The following is a 19174-nucleotide window of genomic DNA, read 5'->3' as shown; positions in this document are numbered from 1 at the left end:
GGTATTTTCTCCTTTCTAACTTACCGTCAAAGCCCGTGGGCTCTGGTCCCACGTAACGGGCGCTATATAAATACGCTTATCAGTCAGGATTTTTTTTGTTTTTGATCAATCTCACATCTTTTTTGATGCAGGCATGCAGGGGAGAACTCGGGGAAGCCTCATCTCTCGAAAAATGAGGCAGAGGAATTACTCTTCGCTGAACCAGTCGCTGTTTTCCTGGCGGATCAGCAGGACCGACTCGCCGATCTCTTGCAGATGCTGAGTCATCGCTTTCTCAACGGCATCAGCGTCGTGCTTTTCCAGGGCGGCAAAAATATCCAGGTGCTGACGGAGCAACATTTCAGGCGGAGAGACGTGATCGAGGCTCATGTAGCGCACACGGTCGATGGTGGCCTTGATATTTTCGATGGTGTCCCAGGCCAGCTGACAGTCCGCAATGGTTGCCAGCTTCTGGTGAAAATTGTCATCCAGCTCGAAAAAATCATTCAGTTGTTTGCGCTCAATGGCAATCCGCTGCTGATTAAGATTCTGCTCAAGCTGATAACACTGGCTGTCGGTGATTTGGGCTGCGGCCCGCCGCGCCACCGCGCATTCGATAGCCTGACGGACAAAACAGCCGTTTCGCACCTGCGAGAGGGAGATCTTGTTGACGTAGCTGCCGCGCTGGGGACGGATCTGGATCAAGCCGTTTTCCGCAAGCTTAATAAACGCTTCGCGCACCGGTTGACGAGAGACATCGAAGCGAACAGACACCTCTTTTTCGGACAGCGGCGTACCCGGCGCAATAAGGCAGTGCACGATGTCACGGCGAAGAATGCGATAAATCTGTTGATTTACCGGTTGTGTTGGGTTGAGTTGCGTTTCGACGGTCATTCGCTCTTACTTTTTAGAAAGTTAACCCACAAATTCTACCACTTTTTTGGCGTGAGCTATACCCGGCCCGCAGGCCGGGAGGCAAAATTAACCGCGATGAACGCTCAGTCCGGCAAAAGATTGCGTCACTGGCATCATTTCTACCGTATTGATGTTGACATGGGCAGGCAGGGTGGCGACCCACCAGACCGCTTCGGTCACATCTTCCGGCGTCAGCGCCGTGGTGTTCTCATAGGTTTTGCCCGCTTTATTGTCATCGCCTTTAAAGCGCACGTTGGAAAACTCCGTACCGCCGACCAGACCAGGCTCGATATCCGTGACGCGAACGGCCGTGCCGTGCAGGTCGGTACGCAGGTTCAGACTGAACTGACGTACAAACGCCTTGGTCGCGCCATACACGTTGCCGCCAGCATAAGGCCAACTGCCTGCGGTAGAGCCGATGTTGATGATATGCCCACGGTTACGCTCAACCATGCCTGGCAGGACGGCGCGGGTCATGTAAATCAGCCCTTTGTTGTTGGTATCGATCATGGTTTCCCAGTCTTCCACGCTGGCTTTATGCGCCGGTTCCAGACCCAGCGCCAATCCGGCGTTGTTGACCAGCAGGTCGATGTCACGCCATTCGGCAGGCAGTGATGCCAGCATCTCTTCGATGGCTGCGCGGTTGCGGACATCCAGTTGTGCGATCAGCACGTTATCGCCCAACGACTCTTTTAACTCTTGCAGGCGTTCCTGGCGACGGCCAGTGGCAATGACTTTATGCCCGTTCTCAACAAAACGACGTGTAATGCATTCACCAAAACCTGCGGTTGCTCCGGTTACTAAAACGATCATCTCACTGTTCCTCAACGCTTTTTACGTTTAACTACCATAGCATGTGATCCGCTCTCACGGGTAACCCTGGTTTTACAGGATTGCGGTCTTTTACCCTGAAGCCTACTCTATTGAACAAATCGTTTTCAGGAGTGAAAGATGTCGTTAACGAATCCGTTATTGAGTCACAGTCTGTTACCGTATCAGGCCCCCCGTTTTGATCTGATTCAGACTGAACATTATCGTCCCGCTTTTGACGAAGGGATGAAGCAAAAGCGCGCGGAGATCGCCGCCATTACTGGCAATAGCGATACTCCTGATTTTGCCAATACCGTTCTGGCGCTGGAGAAAAGTGGTGAAGTGCTGACCCGCGTCACCAGTGTCTTCTTCGCCATGACCTCGGCACATACCAATGATGAACTTCAACGTCTTGATGAGGCGTTTTCAGCCGAACTCGCGGAACTGGCAAATGATATCTGGCTGAACAGCTCGCTGTTTTCGCGCGTCGACCATGTCTGGCAGCAACGCGATGCGTTGGGGCTTGACGATGAATCCGTGCGTCTGATTGAGGTAACACATCAGCGTTTTGTCCTTGCCGGGGCACAACTGAGCGACGCCGACAAAGCGCAGCTCCGGGCGCTTAATACCGAAGCCGCGACGCTCACCAGCCAGTTTAACCAGCGCCTGCTGGCGGCAAATAAATCTGGCGGACTGGTAGTCGATTATGCCCATCAACTGGAAGGACTCAGCGCAGAAGAGATCGCCCTCGCACGACAGGCGGCGAGCGAAAAAGGGCTCACCGAGGGATGGCTGATACCGCTACTGAATACCACGCAGCAACCGGCATTAAGTGCGCTGCGCGATCGCCAGACCCGGAAGAATCTCTTTAACGCCAGCTGGCATCGCGCTGAAAAAGGGGACGGCAATGATACTCGCGAGCTAATCCAGCGACTGGTCGCGATCCGCGCCACCCAGGCGCAACTGTTGGGTTTCCCGGATTATGCATCATGGAAAATCGCCGATCAGATGGCGAAAACGCCGGAGGCCGCGCTGGCCTTTATGCGCGCCATCGTTCCCGCCGCGCGACAGCGGGCCCAGCATGAACTGGCTGATATTCAGCAGGTGATTGATGATGAACAGGGCGGATTTACCGCACAGGCGTGGGACTGGTCGTTTTATGCCGGGCAGGTTCGTCGCGCAAAATACGCGTTAGATGAATCACAGCTCAAACCGTATTTCGAACTGAATACCGTCCTGCACGAAGGGGTGTTCTGGACGGCCAACCAACTGTTTGGCATCACATTTATCGAGCGCTTTGATATTCCGGTCTATCATCCGGATGTGCGCGTCTGGGAAATTTTCGATCATAACGGCGTCGGGCTGGCGCTTTTTTACGGCGATTTCTTTGCCCGGGATTCGAAAAGCGGCGGCGCCTGGATGGGGAATTTTGTTGAGCAGTCGACGCTTAACGAAACCCGGCCGGTCATCTACAACGTCTGTAATTATCAGAAGCCCGCAGCGGGACAACCTGCGTTATTACTCTGGGATGATGTCATTACGCTGTTTCATGAGTTTGGTCATACCCTGCACGGACTGTTTGCCTCGCAACGCTATGCCACGCTCTCCGGTACCAATACACCGCGTGATTTCGTCGAGTTTCCGTCGCAAATCAACGAGCACTGGGCAAGTCATCCGGCGGTATTTGCCCGCTATGCCCGTCACTATACGACCGGCGAGACAATGCCAGAGGCGCTACAGGAGAAAATGCGCAAGGCAAGCCTGTTCAATAAGGGCTATGACATGAGCGAACTGCTCAGCGCCGCGCTGCTGGATATGGGCTGGCACCGTTTATCTGTTAACGAAGCCGGTCAGGAAGTGGCGACATTTGAACAGCAACTGCTGGCGACGGAACAGCTCTTTCTGCCGGCGGTACCGCCGCGCTATCGCAGCAGCTATTTTGCCCATATCTTTGGCGGTGGCTATGCCGCGGGTTATTACGCCTATCTCTGGACGCAAATGCTGGCCGATGACGGCTATCAGTGGTTTGTAGAGCAGGGTGGATTAACCCGTGAAAATGGGCAGAAATTCCGTGATGCGATTTTGTCGCGGGGCAACAGTGAAGAGCTAGAGCGCCTGTATCCAGCCTGGCGGGGAAGGGAACCGCAGATCGTCCACATGCTTAACCACCGTGGATTAGCGGGATAACGCGATCGACAACCCAACGCGGGCAAGTTGTTGTACAATGCGGGCTCTTTTTTCGGAGCCCGCGGTTGCACATGTCTGTTTTCCTTCCTTTCTACGCTGATATCCCTCAGGCGACGTTCTGCTCATGAAAGCGTTCGCGTCACTCTTTCTTTCTTCTGCTCTGCTGCTGACCGGCTGTGGCAACAGCACATTATCGCAGATGAATATGCCTGCCGAACAAAGTACGCAGGCGGTGGTGGGATACTACGCCCGAGGGATCGATCCGATGATCCGCCAGTATATGCAGGAAAAACAGGTGACCGGGATGGTCGTTGCGGTTATTCAGCACAACGGACCCGTGGAGTTCCACTGTTACGGGATGACCGACAGCAGACATCGCTATCCGATCACGGCAGACACGCTGTTTGCGCTGGGATCGCTGAGTAAAGGGGTCACTGCGGAAGTCACGACCCTCCTGGTGAATCAGGGCGAATTCCAGTGGAGTGACACGCTGGCGCAGCTTCTGCCGGAAAATACGCCGCTGAGTGATGACGCCGGAAAAATTACCTTGCTACAGCTGGCGACGCACACCTCCGGTTTGCCCAGGCAGCCTATGGATTTGCTGACCCTGGAAAATCTTCTGCGCTATTTCAGTACGGGTGAAAATTTCTATACGCAACTGGATAGCGATACGGTATTGACCTATCTGTCTGATTTCACGGCGCCTGACGCGCGCGTCCCGCAATACTCCAATATCGGCTATGCGCTGCTCAGTTATATTCTGCAGCATCGGACTGGCGAATCCATATCGTCGCTGGCAAATCGCCTGATTTTCGAGCCATTACAGATGGATAACAGCAGTTTTGTCCCAACGACGCTCAAATCCTATCCATATCGCGCATTAGGCCACGCGGGAGATCAACCGAAACTTATTCGACGCGGTGAACTGACGCCGGACTGGACGTTTCACCAGAACATGGTCGGGGCAGCGAGTTTATACAGCAGTGCGCGCGATCTGGCAGGCTATGCACGGGCCCATTTTTCACCGGGCAACGACGCCGGGCTTACCCGCGCATTTGCAGACGTCGCCCGAACCCAGTTTTATCGTCAGAAAGAAGCGGCGAATATTGCATGGGTAACTGATACGTTAGCCGATCGTCAGGTCACTTATCAGGTCGGATATATTGGCGGGTATTCCAGTTATATTGGCTTTGATAAACAGAACCAGAATGCGGTGGTGGTTCTGCAAAATAGTTTTAACTGGAGTAATTATCTGGGGCACACCATTCTCAGTCAGTTACCCCAACAGTAAATTTGCGGTCCGGCTGTCTCTGCATTCTCAGTAATTCATCATAGTTTGTGGTCTTTACAAAACAGCCGTTTAATTGACATTACCCTGCACTCGTTATGCTAAATTCCTGTCAATAAGTTGATAAATGGACTAAAACAGTGAATGCCGGAGGTAATATGCACCTGTTGATGCGTAAAAAATTGCAGAGAAAACGCTGGAATGCTCGCCCCGAATCGCAGGATTTACAAAATACACGTTCCGAACAACCGTGGTCTTCCCGTACGGCATGTTGCCGGAGTAAAAAAGAGTGGAAACGAGAAACACCGAAGTCGTAGTCTCTGTCGTTTAACATTCATTGAGAATCGGCATGGTAAGGTGTTGGTGATCCATTGTCGCTGCCGGGATTGGCGGGGCGGTGGGAAAAGTAAAATACAAATCTATCCATGCAAGCATTCACCGTCGGTTATCCGGCGGTTTTTTTTTGCCTGTCAGACATAAAAAAATGGCCCCTTGTGCAGTAATGCGACAAGGGGCCTTATCGGTTCAGAACTTTCTCCGTTCATTAGTCATCCCATTTGTGGCTGAAATACGCGGCCAGAAATCCAGAAAATAAAATAATTCCCAGAACGGCCATAAAAACGTTCATATTACCCAGCATGGTAGCCTCCATTTAATTGGTAGTGTGTTTCCTCGCTTACCTTAATTTCGGTTGGTGAAAGAGATAATAGCAGCTTTTACCTAAACAAAGGCTGAATCAGGGTATTATTGAGTGATAAAGCCGAATTTCTTTCGATATTGTGAAGGGGACAGAGAATACATGTGGCGAAAATGGTGGCGAAATAACGCTGCGCTGCCAAAACCGGTTTGTTCTGCGATCAATTCCACGCTGAGCGGTGAGTTTTCCAGGTAATCGCGCGCCCGCAATAAACGCTCGTTGAGGAGCCAGCGCGCAGGCGTGGTGCCCGTACAGTCGGAAAAACGACGCAAAAAAGTGCGCGGGCTCATCCCGGCGCGTTTGGCAAGCGAAGCTGTGTCGTGATTTAACGTCAGATTCTGATGCAGAAAATCAAATAACTGGCCCAGCGTCTGGCTTTCTCGCGGCCGGGCAACGGGACGCTGAAGCTGCTGTGGCTGCGCTCCGTCGCGATGGGGTTGCACCACCAGGCGTCGGGCAACGCTGTTAGCAACCGCCAGACCGTAGTCCTCTCGGATCACATAAAGACACAGATCGATACCCGCCGCGCTGCCCGCCGAGGTCAGCAACAGTCCGGCATCATGATAGAGAACGTCATCGAGCACCTCGATAGCCGGATAACGCTGCCGGAGCGTCTCCGTGTAGCGCCAGTGGGTGGTGGCTTTTCGCCCGTCCAGCAACCCCGTCGCCGCCAGCACAAACACGCCGGAACAAATCGACAACAAGCGACACCCCCGCGCCCATGCGGCATGCAGGGCGGTGCATAAGGTTTCCGGCACTAGCGCATCGCTGTCCCGCCAGCCAGGAACGATAACGATATCGGCCTCAGCCAACAGCTCCAGTCCTCCATCCACCATCATCCGTACACCGCCGGTCGCGCGGAGCGGGCCGGCATCGACAGAGGCGACGGCAAAACGATACCAGTCAGCCCCCAGTTCCGGGCGCGGCAGGCCAAAGATTTCCACGGCCACGCCAAACTCGAAGGTGCACAGCCCGTCATAAGCGAGCACGACGACAAGCGGACGCGGTGTTTTTGGCATAATCCTGGTGTTTTTTGGCATGGTCGACGGCGGTCAGTGAGCGTTGGGATGGTTAAATTATTGTAAACACAATCGTCACTGAGGAGAAAGCAGAATGAGTTATGTCACTGAGTTTCCGGCCGCCGCATCCCCTGTCGCGGTCAACCATTTCCTGTCACGTCTGAGTCTGGAAACGGATTGCGCCGATGTTTACGAAAGCATTCACCGCGGGGAGCAGGATTTCGTCTTACTCCACGTGGTGGGAAAGCCGGAGACGTTTGCGCGTCGGCATATTCCGGGCGCAATCCATTTGCCGCATGCCCGGATAACCGCCGAGCGTATGGCGCAATGGCCAGCGGACACGTTGTTTGTCGTTTATTGCGCCGGGCCGCACTGTAACGGCGCTGACCGTGCGGCACTGAAGCTTGCCAGGCTGGGGCTGCCGGTAAAAGTGATGATCGGCGGGATCACCGGCTGGGCGGATGAAGGATTTGCATTTACCTCTGATGCCAACTGAAGATGAATTATTTTCATCATTGATGAATTTATCTCGTTTGCCTGCACGTCCCTTGCATGTCAATTTGGACGCATAGACATCCAGAAGTCTGAATGTTCAAATAAGAAACTATCACGTCAGGCAACCTTTGCCTGACGACGAAGGAGATCACATGCAAAGACAACAGGCCCCATTTCGCGCAGAAGTCGTTGGCAGCTTTTTACGTCCTGATGACATCAAAGTTGCCCGTCAGCAATTCTCACGCGGTGAGTTAAGTGCTTCGCAGTTACGCGCCGTTGAAGACCAGGCCATTCGGCGGGTGGTTGAACAGCAGTGTGCCTGCGGTCTGCACGTGGTCACGGACGGTGAATTCCGCCGCGCCTGGTGGCATTTCGATTTCTTCGATGGTCTGCAAGGGGTGGAGCGTTATGACTCACAGCAGGGCATTCAGTTCAACGGCGTGCAAACCAAAGCGCACGGCGTAAGGGTTACCGGCAAACTGGCGTTCGGCGATCATCCGATGCTGGAAGACTTCCGCTTTCTGAAGAGCATCAGCGGCAACGCGCAGCCGAAGATGACCATTCCCAGCCCCAGCGTGCTGCACTTTCGGGGTGGGCGTAAAGATATCGATGCCACGGTCTATCCGGAGCTGGATGCTTATTTTGACGATCTGGCGACGACCTGGCGTGATGCGATCCACGCCTTCTACGCGGCGGGCTGTCGCTACCTGCAACTGGACGACACGGTGTGGGCGTATTTGTGCTCGGATGCACAGCGCCAGCAAATTCGCGAACGTGGTGACGACCCTGACGCGCTGGCGCGAATTTATGCCGATGTTATTAACCGGGCGCTGGCGGATAAACCTGCCGATCTGACGGTGGGACTGCATGTCTGCCGCGGCAACTTCCGTTCAACCTGGATCTCTGAAGGCGGCTATGAACCGGTTGCGGAGATCCTGTTCGGCAGCGTCAATGTCGATGCTTTCTTCCTGGAGTACGATAACGACCGCTCTGGCGATTTTGCACCGCTGCGTTTTATCCGTCCAGGCCATCAACAGGTAGTGCTGGGACTGGTCACCACTAAAAACGGTGAGCTGGAAAACCCGGAGGGGGTGAAAGCACGCCTGCAGGAAGCAGCGCAATATGTCGACAAATCGCAAATTTGCCTTAGTCCACAGTGCGGCTTTGCTTCGACAGAAGAGGGGAACACCCTCACAGAAACCCAACAGTGGAACAAAATCAAACTTATCACCGAAATAGCCCAACAGGTCTGGTAAATTGCCTCAATAATGCACACCGCGTTGCACATAAATAATGCAACGCGGGTTCATTGTGGAGCAACCCCCTCGCAAAGCCTTGCAGGCCGCGCACGCCAACACTTTTTCCTTTCAGCCTTAGTCCTGGCATCCTTTTTGCCTTATTCCTCCTGAACTCTTTTTTGCGCCGTGTTGTTTGTCGGTAGCACCAGAACTCACAGCATTTTTATTTTCAGGAGTGAAACTATGCAGCGTCGTACCTTACTCAAAGCGTTTGCCCTCTCGGCCTCAGTTGCCGCGATGGGACTCAGTTTTAGCGTTCAGGCCGCCGATACGATTAAAGTGGGCATCATGCACTCACTGTCCGGCACGATGGCTATCTCCGAAACGCCGCTGAAAGATGTGGCCCTGATGACAATTGATGAGATCAATGCCAAAGGGGGCGTATTAGGTAAAAAGCTGGAGCCGGTGGTGGTGGATCCGGCCTCCAACTGGCCGCTGTTTGCTGAAAAAGCACGACAACTGCTGAGCCAGGATAAGGTGGCGGTAGTGTTCGGCTGCTGGACCTCGGTGTCGCGTAAGTCGGTATTGCCGGTTTTTGAAGAGCTGAATGGATTGCTGTTCTACCCCGTCCAGTATGAAGGGGAAGAGATGTCGCCGAACGTCTTCTACACCGGCGCGGCCCCAAACCAGCAGGCGATCCCGGCCGTTGAGTACCTGTTGAGTGAAGACGGCGGAAACGCCAAACGTTTCTTCCTGCTGGGTACTGATTACGTCTATCCGCGTACGACCAACAAAATCCTTCGCGCGTTCCTGCATTCTAAAGGGATAGCCGATAAAGATATCGAAGAGGTCTACACTCCGTTTGGTCACAGTGATTACCAGACCATTGTCGCCAGGATCAAAAAATTCTCTGCAGGCGGCAAAACGGCGGTCGTTTCAACCATCAACGGCGATTCTAACGTGCCGTTTTATAAAGAGCTGGCAAATCAGGGGCTGAAAGCCACGGATGTGCCGGTGGTCGCGTTCTCGGTTGGTGAAGAAGAACTGCGCGGGATTGATACCAAACCGCTGGTAGGCAACCTTGCCGCCTGGAACTACTTCGAATCGGTCGATAACGCCACCAACCAGAAATTTGTTGCCGATTATCGCGCGTACGCCAAAGCCCATAAGTTACCGAATGCCGACACGGTTGTGACCAACGATCCGATGGAGGCCACCTATGTGGGCCTGCATATGTGGGCGCAGGCCGTCGAAAAAGCCGGGACCACAGATGTCGATAAAGTCCGCGCCGCAATGGCCGGACAGTCGTACCCGGCACCGTCGGGCTTTACGCTGACGATGGATGCCACCAACCACCATTTGCATAAACCGGTGATGATTGGCGAGATTGAAGGCAACGGTCAGTTCAACGTCGTCTGGCAGACTGAAGAACCGGTTCGCGCCCAGCCGTGGAGCCCGTTTATTGCCGGTAATGACAAGAAATCAGACCAACCAGTGAAAACCGCCAGCAACTAAAATCAGCCGCTTCGGTGGGTATATGCCCGATGGCGCAATCTTATCGGGCCTACACAGAGCAGATGTAGGCCGGATAAGGCGTAAGCCGTCATCCGGCGAAAGCGTCGCAAGGTTCTTATCCCTCATGCGGAGGGTGACTTCTGGAGATCACGATATGAAAGCCATCGGCTTTATTCGCGGTTTGTTGCTGGCGTTCGGGCTTCTGCCCTGGTTCGTTCAGGCCAGCGATGCCGACGCGTTTGTTGCCGCCAGCCGCACCGGGCAGGCGCAACTGCTTGAACAGTGGGCTGCGTCGCCTGACTTACAGCGTTTGCCGTTGCTGGTTGCTCTGCGCGGAGAGAATCTCTTCGCCGACAGCGCAAAACAGGCTTTCACCCGTCAGGGAGAGCAGGTTGTTGCGCTGGGGAGCGCCAGCAGCCCAACGGGCGCATTAAAACCGCTGCGTTTAACCAACCGCCTGCGCAGTCTTGTTACGGGCGCGCTGGCGACACATCAACTTATTAGTGACAGTGTCACTCAAAGGCAGGCGGCAACCCGTACGTTACAGCGCGATGCACAGCCCGCCATGCTGCCTTTCATTCAACTGCGGCTGGCTCAAGAGGGCGACCCTGATGTGAAGTCGGGGCTCAGCCTCGTGCTGGCTAATCTGCAGTTGGCCAGCCCATCGGCGGAGATTCGCCGTCAGGCGATCATGCTGTTGGGCGATTCCAGCGATCCGGAAATGCAGGCGCGCCTGCAACCCTTTACCGATAAAACCCATGAACCGGATGCCAGCGTACGTGCAGCGGCCAGTGACAGCCTGGCGCGCATTCAACAGAGGATGGCGATTGGCGATCTGCTCGGACAGGCGTTTATGGGGCTGTCGCTGGGGTCTGTGTTGTTGCTCGCGGCGCTCGGACTGGCGATCACCTACGGCCTGTTGGGGGTGATCAACATGGCGCACGGTGAAATGCTGATGCTCGGGGCTTACTGTACGTGGATGGTGCAACAGGCGATGGCGCAATTTGTGCCACAGTGGCTGGCTTTTTATCCGCTGGTTGCCTTGCCGGTCGCTTTTTTGTTTACCGCTGGCGCGGGAATGATTCTGGAACGCGGGGTGATCCGCCATCTTTACGGACGTCCGCTGGAAACGTTACTGGCGACGTGGGGGATTAGCCTGATGCTGATCCAACTGGTACGGATGACCTTCGGGGCGCAAAACCTTGAAGTGGCGAATCCGGCGTGGCTTTCAGGTGGCGTGCAGGTCTACGCCGGTCTGGTATTGCCGTGGAACCGCATTGTGGTGCTGGGGTTTGCGCTGCTGGTGCTGTTTTTCACATGGCTCTTGTTGAATAAAACACGGCTGGGCTTGCGGGTTCGCGCCGTGACTCAGAATCGCAGTATGGCGGCCTGTTGCGGTGTTCCGACCGGACGGGTGGATATGCTGGCCTTCGGTCTCGGCTCAGGGATTGCCGGGCTCGGTGGTGTCGCATTGTCGCAACTGGGCAACGTCGGCCCGGAACTGGGTCAGGGCTATATCATCGACTCTTTCCTGGTGGTGGTACTGGGCGGCGTCGGTCAACTTGCCGGTAGCGTGGCCGCGGCGTTTGGTCTGGGCGTGTTCAACAAAATCCTTGAGCCGCAGATGGGGGCGGTACTCGGGAAGATCGTCATTCTGGTGTTGATCATTTTATTTATTCAGAAACGACCCCAGGGGCTGTTTGCTCTGAAAGGGAGGGTTACCGAGTCATGACCATGCCAATGACCTTAACACTGGCGCGTAAAGCGCCGCGTATCAGTCAGGTGCTGGGAGGGATTATCCTGCTGGCGCTGATTATCCTGCCATTTCTTGCCTTACTGCCCGCCGACCATCCGCTGGCCATTTCCGTGTGGACATTGACGCTTGCCGGGAAAATTCTCTGCTACGCGGTGGTGGCCGTGGCGCTGGATCTGGTCTGGGGGTATGCCGGGATGTTGTCGCTGGGACACGGGCTTTTCTTCGCTCTCGGCGGCTACGCGATGGGGATGTACCTGATGCGACAGGCCTCCGGTGACGGTTTACCGGCGTTTATGTCCTTTCTCTCCTGGAGCGAACTGCCGTGGTTCTGGTGGGGGACTCAGCACTTTGCCTGGGCGATGGCGCTGGTGGTGCTGGTGCCAGGAGGACTGGCGCTCATCTTTGGCTACTTTGCGTTCCGCTCAAAGATTAAGGGCGTCTACTTTTCGATCATGACTCAGGCGCTGACCTTTGCCGGGATGCTGCTGTTTTTTCGCAATGAGACAGGCTTTGGCGGCAACAATGGTTTTACCGGATTCACTACGATCCTCGGCCTGCCGGTCACGGCCACGACGACTCGCATTGGACTGTTTCTGGCGACATTGCTGTTGCTGGTGCTGGCACTGTGGCTCGGATTTGCGCTGGCGCGCAGTAAATTTGGCCGCATTCTCACCGCCGTACGAGATGCGGAAAACCGGCTGATGTTTTGTGGTTATGACCCGAAAGGCTTCAGGCTGCTGGTCTGGACGCTTTCCGCTGTGCTGTGTGGGCTGGCTGGCGCGCTGTATGTGCCGCAGGTCGGGATAATTAACCCCAGCGAAATGTCGCCCACCAACTCTATCGAAGCCGCTATCTGGGTAGCGCTCGGCGGGCGCGGTTCATTGATTGGTCCTGTCATCGGCGCGGTGGCGGTGAACGGTACCAAAAGCCTCTTCACCGTTATCATGCCGGAGTACTGGCAACTGTTTCTGGGGCTCATCTTCATTGGCGTCACGCTGTTTTTACCGCATGGCGTGATCGGCCTGTTTCGTAAAGGAGATAAATAATGCAGCCCGATGAAGGACTTTTTACCCGCCAGCTTCCCGGTGACCGCTACCGCCAGCAGACGGATCCGGTACTGCAACTGGAAAACATCAACGTCAGCTTTGACGGTTTTAAAGCGTTGACCGATCTCACGTTGAATATCGGCGTTGGTGAGCTGCGCTGCATCATCGGCCCCAACGGCGCGGGGAAAACCACGCTGATGGATGTGATTACCGGGAAGACGCGTCCGCAAAGCGGTAAGGCGCTGTATGACCAGTCAACCGATCTGACCACGCTGGATCCGATCGCCATTGCCCGCCAGGGTATTGGCCGTAAGTTTCAAAAACCGACGGTGTTCGAAGCGCTGACGGTGGAAGAAAACCTGGAACTGGCGATGAAAAACGACAAATCGGTGTGGGTGTCACTGCGGGCAACACTGAACAGCGAACAGCGTGACCGTATTGATGAAATGCTTGGTCTGCTGCGCCTTCGGACTGAAAGAAGGCGACGTGCCGGGATGTTATCACACGGGCAGAAGCAGTTTCTTGAGATCGGCATGCTGCTGGTGCAGGAGCCGCATCTGCTGCTGCTGGACGAACCCGCCGCCGGGATGACGGATGCAGAGACGGAATATACCGCCGAGTTGTTCCGCACGCTGGCGGGCAAGCATTCGCTGATGGTGGTGGAACACGATATGGGCTTTGTGGAAACCATTGCCGATCACGTCACGGTACTTCATCAGGGACGCGTGCTGGCAGAGGGCAGCCTGCGTGAAGTGCAGGCCAATGAGCAGGTGATTGATGTCTATCTCGGGCGCTAAGGAGTGCAGACAATGCTACAGGTGAAAGAACTGAATCAATATTACGGCGGCAGCCATATTCTGCGCGGCGTCAGTTTTGACGCCCGTCCTGGCGAAGTGACCTGTCTGCTGGGACGCAATGGCGTGGGCAAAACCACCTTACTGAAATGTCTGATGGGGCTGATACCGGCGCGCAGCGGCACGGTGACCTGGCAGGAGAAGAACATTACCCATCGCAAGCCGCATCAGCGGGTACAGGCGGGTATCGCGTATGTACCGCAGGGGCGAGAAATTTTCCCACGACTAACGGTGGAAGAAAACCTGCTGCTGGGAATGTCGCGCTTTTCGTCGCGTGAAGCCAGAACGGTACCGGAAGAGATTTATGCACTGTTTCCGGTGCTGAAAGAGATGAAACAGCGACGCGGTGGCGATCTCTCAGGAGGGCAGCAGCAGCAACTGGCGATAGGCCGGGCGCTGGCGAGTCGCCCGCAGTTATTGATCCTTGATGAGCCGACGGAGGGCATTCAACCGTCTGTTATCAAAGAGATTGGTCAGGTCATCGCTCAACTTGCCCGCCGCGGCGATATGGCGATTCTGTTGGTGGAGCAGTTCTACGACTTTGCGGCAGAACTGGCAGACAACTATCTGCTGATGTCGCGCGGCAGCATTATTCAACGCGGACGTGGCGAAGATATGGAACAGGAGGGGGTTCGCGGGTTAGTCGCTATCTGAGCCGTGCAAGCCTGCGCCGGCACGGCTCACGGGCTAGCACACCGCCGGCTGGCTCCAGGGTCTGACGCGCATGCCTTTAAGCATCAGCGCCCATGCGGCAATGATCGCCACCATCAGGACGACGAACAGCGTCCAGGCAGGGAACGAGGTCAGAATAACGCCGCTGACCAGTGGGTTAACCGCCGCACCCAGCCAGCCGAGCGACTGCGCGGAGAAATAGCTGGCTTTCATCCCTGCGGGAGCAATGTTATCAATAAGCATATATTCACCCGGTGCGTAGATCACTTCGCCAAGGGTAAAGATCGCGGCGGATACGCCCCAGAGTAGCAGGCTGTTGCCGGAGATCATGAACCCGCCGAGGCCAATGACAAAACAGATGGTGCCAAAGCCCATCAGCGGACGAATGTTAGCCGGCGTCAGTCTGCGTCCCACCGCGTACTGTAAGCCAACGACCACCGTGGCATTGACAGGTAAAACGACCGCAACCACTTTCTCCGCAAAATCGCCGTCGGCGACTACCATCACGTACTGGGAGAGACAGGACGCAAATGCGCCACTGACAAACGAGGCCAGGAACGCCGACAGCGTAAACCAGAATAACGCTTTATCGTGTAGCAGTACGGAAGGCGACCACGCGACGCTGTTTTCGGTCGCAACAGCAGCGGCAGAGCGCTTGACCAGAAACTGGATAAAGACCAGTGGAAAGGCGGAGCAGAAAGCGGCCAGCCAGAAGGGCAAATTGATGCTCTGCATCACCAGCAGCGTGCCGAGCGGCGGGCCGACGGTCCAGCCGATATTCAGTACTGTGTAGTTCAGTGAGAAGATTTTCGCCTTCGCGCCAGGCGACAAATGGTCGGCAAACCAGGCTTTCAGCACGGTGGCAAATACCGAGTAGGCACAGTTGATCAGCGCAAAAAGCAGGACCACCAGCATCACGCTATCAACCAGCGGAATGGCGATAAAGCCAAAGGCAAAGGCGGAAATCGCCAGCAGCATGTAGCGCTTCTTGTCGAATTTGTCCGCCAGAATGCCAAAGCCAAGGCTAAAGACCACGCCGATGGTCAGCGCAATGGTCATGGCATAGCCAATCAGATCCACATCCAGGTTGTACTGGCGATTCAGATAAATGGTCATGAAGGGCAGCGTTGCGCCACGACCGATCGTCAATAACAGCGAGGAGGCGAGTAAAGCGAGGGTGGATCGTCTCAGCGTTTTGTTCATTTCTCTGCCCGACAGTGCGTTTCGTTATATTTGTTTTAGATATGTAAAGAAATAACACGGCAAAATTGTGATGTATAGCGGATAAATTGTTCTGCTAAATCCTGTGACCCTACCAGAATTAATGATCTGTTGCGGCGCAGGGATTTCCGTTACTTTAACTTTTTAACAAAAACGTAAACTTCGCGGAGCCGCGGTATGACGCGCAAAGACGGGCTATTGGCATTACTGGTGGTGGTGGTTTGGGGGCTGAATTTTGTCGTCATCAAGGTGGGGCTGCACGCAATGCCGCCGCTGCTGCTGGCGGGGTTACGCTTTATGCTGGTGGCGTTTCCGGCGATATTTTTTGTTGCACGTCCGCGCATTCCGCTTTCCTTGCTGCTCGGGTACGGCCTGACGATAAGTTTCGGTCAGTTTGCCTTTCTGTTTTGCGCGATCAAGTTCGGCATGCCGGCGGGGCTGGCGTCGCTGGTGCTGCAGGCGCAGGCCTTCTTTACCATTGTTCTCGGGGCATTTGCTTTTGGCGAACGTTTGCAGGGCAAACAAATTGCCGGTATTGCGCTCGCGATTTTTGGCGTACTGGTGCTGATTGAAGGTAGTCTCAACGGGCAGCATGTCGGGTTGCCTGGCTTTATGCTTACGCTGGCGGCGGCATTTAGCTGGGCTTGCGGCAATATTTTCAACAAAAAAATAATGGGGCATGCCTCGCGTCCGCCGGTGATGTCACTGGTGGTCTGGAGTGCGCTGATTCCGATACTGCCGTTTTTTGCAGCGTCGCTGTTCCTCGACGGTGCGGCGCAAATCGTACACAGCCTGATGGTTATCGATCTGACGACGATCTTATCGTTAGTCTATCTGGCCTTTGTCGCCACGATAGTCGGCTACGGGATCTGGGGCACGCTGCTTGGTCGTTATGAAACCTGGCGTGTGGCGCCGCTCTCCCTGCTGGTGCCGGTAGTGGGGCTTGCAAGCGCGGCACTACTGCTCGACGAAACGCTGAGCGCGCTGCAACTGCTGGGTGCGGTGCTGATTATGGCCGGTCTGTACATCAACGTGTTTGGTTTACGCTGGCGCAGAACGGCGCAGGTGAGGGGATCGTAGGGCGGATAAAGCAAATGGCGCAGGGATTGCCTGATGTCGTAGATTATCCTTCCGCGCCACAAGTTCCGGCACAAACCCTGCTGGAGTTTCTCCGCCAGCGTACGATGAATGGCGCGGGCCAGCTCTCCAGTTGCCGTTTCAATACGGATTAACGGCGTGAAGCTCCCCGACTGGTACACGGTCTGAATGTGGGTTTCGTCTGTCTGCGTGGCGGTCAGCCAGTCACCAAACCAGCTGTACCTATCATTTTCTTTTTAAACAGGAGGTAATAAAACCAACTCCGACTCCAATAAATATAGTTATCGTACTAATAGCAAAATAAACACCACTAATAACTTTTAATCCTTCAATTCCAGAAAAATCACCATATATTTCATTCCAAAATATAAAATGCATCAGCGTCATAAGGCCGCCCAAAAAAAATATATACAGAAGACTTATTAGCAATCTTCCTCTGATGTTATAAAAATAAAGAAGATATGATGAAAAAGAATTTAATAACCAAAGGCATGTCAATAAACCATTGCGGTTAATGTGCATTCTATTGTAGACATAGCTATGAAAGAGAGAGCTTAACCATAAAAAAAACTACTAATTATGATGATTATGATACCAATAACGATTGTTCTTCTTGTAGTCATAACATTATTTCCCCTGCGTTGAATTATACACTGGGTCTGGAGTGAACCCACTCTCACCGGGCTGAGGGCCAGGATTTACTGGAGCATTGGGCCAAGCCCCCTTAGGTATTGATGTGCCACACTCTTTCATTGCTTGTTCAGCACAATGACAACAATTGAATTCCATGAAACTGTAATCTTTTCCCTTACATTGAACCATCGCTTTCTTAATACAATCATCAAGAGCGGGTTGTTTGGGTTCTGTACAAACAGTACCTTCTTGATGTGGGTCGGGATCGGGATTAACCCCTTTGGGGTCATAACTTGATGTTGAGCCATCATCAAATTTTACGTAACAATGCTTCGCATAGGGAATGGGTAGAAGAAGATCCCTGTGACACATTTGGAATAGCCCCAATGGATCTATTTTGGACACAGGATTCAGCGGATACGTGTAAGGATTCCATCCACCGTCCAGCCCAATAGGGTCCTGCGTGATATACTTTCCCTGTGCAGGGTCGTAGTAACGGTGCCGGTTATAGTACAGTCCTGTCTCTTTATCCCACTGCTGCCCCGGCAGACGGAAAGGCTGTCCAGGATATGCGGGTTATCCTCCCGCAGCACATTCCCCCGTTCATCAAACTCAGCGCGCCAGGTAATCTGTCCGTTAATGTCAATCAGCGCCAGCGGCAGGCCCCGGTGGTCGCAGTGGTACAGGTGGATTTTGCGCTCCGGCGTGTATTCCGGCTCTGTCTGGTTTTGTATCTGCGCCGGCGTCAGGCCACAACTCTGCTGTCCCGACAACAGGAGTAATTGTCCATGCACCACAGAAGTTAAATACGTTGATAATCACAAGTTCAGTTTGAAAAAATGCCTTTCCCGATTATTATAAAATTAATTACTGCTAATTTTCATGAATTTTGTGAGTCAATTCTAAACCACCACATATTTTTCTCAACTTATAATTTAGATCTGTGCGCATACAAACACTCTCGCAACACCCCGCGTCTCCAGTTAAAATTATTTTTTCTAATATGTCCATTGGCATGTTTTTTATTTCAGCAAGATGTTCAAGCACTGCAATAGAGAAGTTGCTCTGTGGCATAGATAATGCTAGTTTCGCGCAGTAAACGATGTCGTTCATATTTTTCAAATCGGAAATATCTATGTAAATATTTTCTTCTTTATCCCATATAATGCTATACATGACATAATCACTTTCATTAAGATCAGATTTAATGGTTATTTTTTTCATTTTCAATACCTACTTATACACCATAAGGGTTATCGTCTTTTCCATTTAGTACTTCCAGAACACCACACATTCCATTATCTCCTCGTACACAGGCTTCCTTTGCCTCCTCAACAAGCAAATCATGAAACATGGAAGCATCTCCAACTATCGATAGTTTTCCTATTTTTTTCAGAAAACCCAACCATTTGGATAAAGATTTTTTTGGCAATACGCATCTCTCTTTTCCCGATGATTTATCGTAAATTCGTCCGTCTTTATCAATTACCTCATTTGTGTCATATATATGACCATGAGGGTTACTTGGCCAAGAGTCAACATCGTTATTATGTACAGTAATTTTCTTACCATCTAGTTTTACTGTTACCTGTCCTAACGGATCCACTTCCATCACAGGATTCAATGGATATGTGTAAAAATTCAGCCCACCATTCAACCCTATCGGATCCTGAGTAATATACCTTCCCTGTGCTGGGTCGTAATACCGGTGGCGGTTATAGTACAGTCCTGTCTCTTTATCATACTGCTGG

Annotated in this window: 17 protein-coding genes and 2 pseudogenes; 10 read left to right on the top strand and 9 right to left on the bottom strand. The window is 53.4% G+C overall.

Features of this window, described 5'->3' with window-relative positions; all coding sequences use genetic code 11:
* Nucleotides 1-186: 186 nt before the first annotated feature.
* A complete protein-coding gene (locus tag QNN88_RS22290) occupies nucleotides 187-873 on the bottom strand; it encodes a GntR family transcriptional regulator (RefSeq protein ID WP_061077462.1) in 687 nt (228 codons plus the stop codon).
* A gap of 87 nt (nucleotides 874-960) precedes the next feature.
* Entirely contained in the window at nucleotides 961-1707 is a 747-nt protein-coding gene (ydfG, locus tag QNN88_RS22285) for a bifunctional NADP-dependent 3-hydroxy acid dehydrogenase/3-hydroxypropionate dehydrogenase YdfG (protein WP_043000738.1), read from the bottom strand.
* A 138-nt stretch (nucleotides 1708-1845) separates the two neighbouring features.
* Between ydfG and dcp the strand changes: the two genes are divergently transcribed.
* Together dcp and QNN88_RS22275 are read left to right on the top strand one after the other, a co-directional pair.
* Nucleotides 1846-3891, top strand: coding sequence for a peptidyl-dipeptidase Dcp (dcp, locus tag QNN88_RS22280; protein ID WP_414242092.1), 2046 nt, complete (start codon nucleotides 1846-1848; stop codon nucleotides 3889-3891).
* 124 nt (nucleotides 3892-4015) lie between these two features.
* The gene (locus QNN88_RS22275) at nucleotides 4016-5182 is read left to right on the top strand and encodes a serine hydrolase domain-containing protein (protein ID WP_414242091.1); all 1167 of its coding nucleotides are present in this window, start codon (nucleotides 4016-4018) and stop codon (nucleotides 5180-5182) included.
* A 541-nt stretch (nucleotides 5183-5723) separates the two neighbouring features.
* Here the strand turns inward: QNN88_RS22275 and mgtS are convergent.
* Nucleotides 5724-5819, bottom strand: coding sequence for a protein MgtS (gene mgtS, locus QNN88_RS22270; RefSeq protein ID WP_000901367.1), 96 nt, complete (start codon nucleotides 5817-5819; stop codon nucleotides 5724-5726).
* Between the two features lie 104 nt (nucleotides 5820-5923).
* A complete protein-coding gene (gene ftrA / locus QNN88_RS22265; RefSeq protein WP_414242090.1) occupies nucleotides 5924-6916 on the bottom strand; it encodes a transcriptional regulator FtrA in 993 nt (330 codons plus the stop codon).
* Between the two features lie 73 nt (nucleotides 6917-6989).
* Between ftrA and QNN88_RS22260 the strand changes: the two genes are divergently transcribed.
* The 7 genes from QNN88_RS22260 to urtE all read left to right on the top strand — a co-directional run bounded on the left by QNN88_RS22260 (nucleotide 6990) and on the right by urtE (nucleotide 14453).
* Nucleotides 6990-7391: a rhodanese-like domain-containing protein gene (locus QNN88_RS22260; protein ID WP_414242089.1), complete on the top strand. Its 402-nt coding sequence runs from the start codon at nucleotides 6990-6992 to the stop codon at nucleotides 7389-7391.
* 151 nt (nucleotides 7392-7542) lie between these two features.
* Nucleotides 7543-8646, top strand: coding sequence for a cobalamin-independent methionine synthase II family protein (locus QNN88_RS22255; protein ID WP_414242088.1), 1104 nt, complete (start codon nucleotides 7543-7545; stop codon nucleotides 8644-8646).
* Between the two features lie 225 nt (nucleotides 8647-8871).
* Nucleotides 8872-10143, top strand: a complete 1272-nt coding sequence (gene urtA, locus QNN88_RS22250; protein ID WP_414242087.1) for an urea ABC transporter substrate-binding protein — start codon at nucleotides 8872-8874, stop codon at nucleotides 10141-10143.
* A gap of 154 nt (nucleotides 10144-10297) precedes the next feature.
* Complete coding sequence (gene urtB, locus QNN88_RS22245; RefSeq protein WP_414242086.1) at nucleotides 10298-11875, top strand: urea ABC transporter permease subunit UrtB; 1578 nt, start codon at nucleotides 10298-10300, stop codon at nucleotides 11873-11875.
* Complete coding sequence (gene urtC / locus QNN88_RS22240) at nucleotides 11872-12945, top strand: urea ABC transporter permease subunit UrtC (RefSeq protein ID WP_414242085.1); 1074 nt, start codon at nucleotides 11872-11874, stop codon at nucleotides 12943-12945. Before urtB ends, urtC begins: the two co-directional genes overlap by 4 nt.
* On the top strand, nucleotides 12945-13742 hold the full coding sequence (urtD, locus tag QNN88_RS22235; RefSeq protein WP_414242084.1) for an urea ABC transporter ATP-binding protein UrtD: 798 nt from the start codon (nucleotides 12945-12947) through the stop codon (nucleotides 13740-13742). Before urtC ends, urtD begins: the two co-directional genes overlap by 1 nt.
* A gap of 12 nt (nucleotides 13743-13754) precedes the next feature.
* Entirely contained in the window at nucleotides 13755-14453 is a 699-nt protein-coding gene (gene urtE / locus QNN88_RS22230; RefSeq protein WP_414242083.1) for an urea ABC transporter ATP-binding subunit UrtE, read from the top strand.
* Nucleotides 14454-14486: 33 nt separating this feature from the next.
* Here urtE and ydeE read toward each other — a convergent pair whose 3' ends face one another.
* On the bottom strand, nucleotides 14487-15674 hold the full coding sequence (gene ydeE, locus QNN88_RS22225) for an efflux MFS transporter YdeE (RefSeq protein ID WP_414242082.1): 1188 nt from the start codon (nucleotides 15672-15674) through the stop codon (nucleotides 14487-14489).
* A 195-nt stretch (nucleotides 15675-15869) separates the two neighbouring features.
* Between ydeE and eamA the strand changes: the two genes are divergently transcribed.
* Nucleotides 15870-16772, top strand: a complete 903-nt coding sequence (gene eamA, locus QNN88_RS22220) for an O-acetylserine/cysteine exporter (protein WP_414242081.1) — start codon at nucleotides 15870-15872, stop codon at nucleotides 16770-16772.
* Nucleotides 16773-16849: 77 nt separating this feature from the next.
* On the opposite strand, the pseudogene QNN88_RS22215 reads toward eamA, so the two are convergent.
* From QNN88_RS22215 to QNN88_RS22200, 4 genes and pseudogenes are all read right to left on the bottom strand, one after another.
* A pseudogene (locus tag QNN88_RS22215) lies at nucleotides 16850-17011 on the bottom strand (hypothetical protein); the annotation flags it as partial.
* Nucleotides 17012-17417: 406 nt separating this feature from the next.
* Nucleotides 17418-18181, bottom strand: a pseudogene (locus QNN88_RS22210) (RHS repeat-associated core domain-containing protein); the annotation flags it as partial.
* 115 nt (nucleotides 18182-18296) lie between these two features.
* On the bottom strand, nucleotides 18297-18647 hold the full coding sequence (locus QNN88_RS22205; RefSeq protein WP_414242080.1) for a hypothetical protein: 351 nt from the start codon (nucleotides 18645-18647) through the stop codon (nucleotides 18297-18299).
* Between the two features lie 13 nt (nucleotides 18648-18660).
* A partial coding sequence (locus QNN88_RS22200; protein ID WP_414242079.1) for an RHS repeat-associated core domain-containing protein occupies nucleotides 18661-19174 on the bottom strand: 514 nt, incomplete at its 5' end.

This window comes from Citrobacter sp. ANG330 (genome assembly GCF_047467925.1).
GTDB classification, from domain to species: Bacteria; Pseudomonadota; Gammaproteobacteria; order Enterobacterales; family Enterobacteriaceae; genus Citrobacter_A; species Citrobacter_A amalonaticus_G.
The sequence above is the reverse complement of the archived record's forward strand: the minus strand, read 5'-3'. Positions and strand labels throughout refer to the sequence as shown.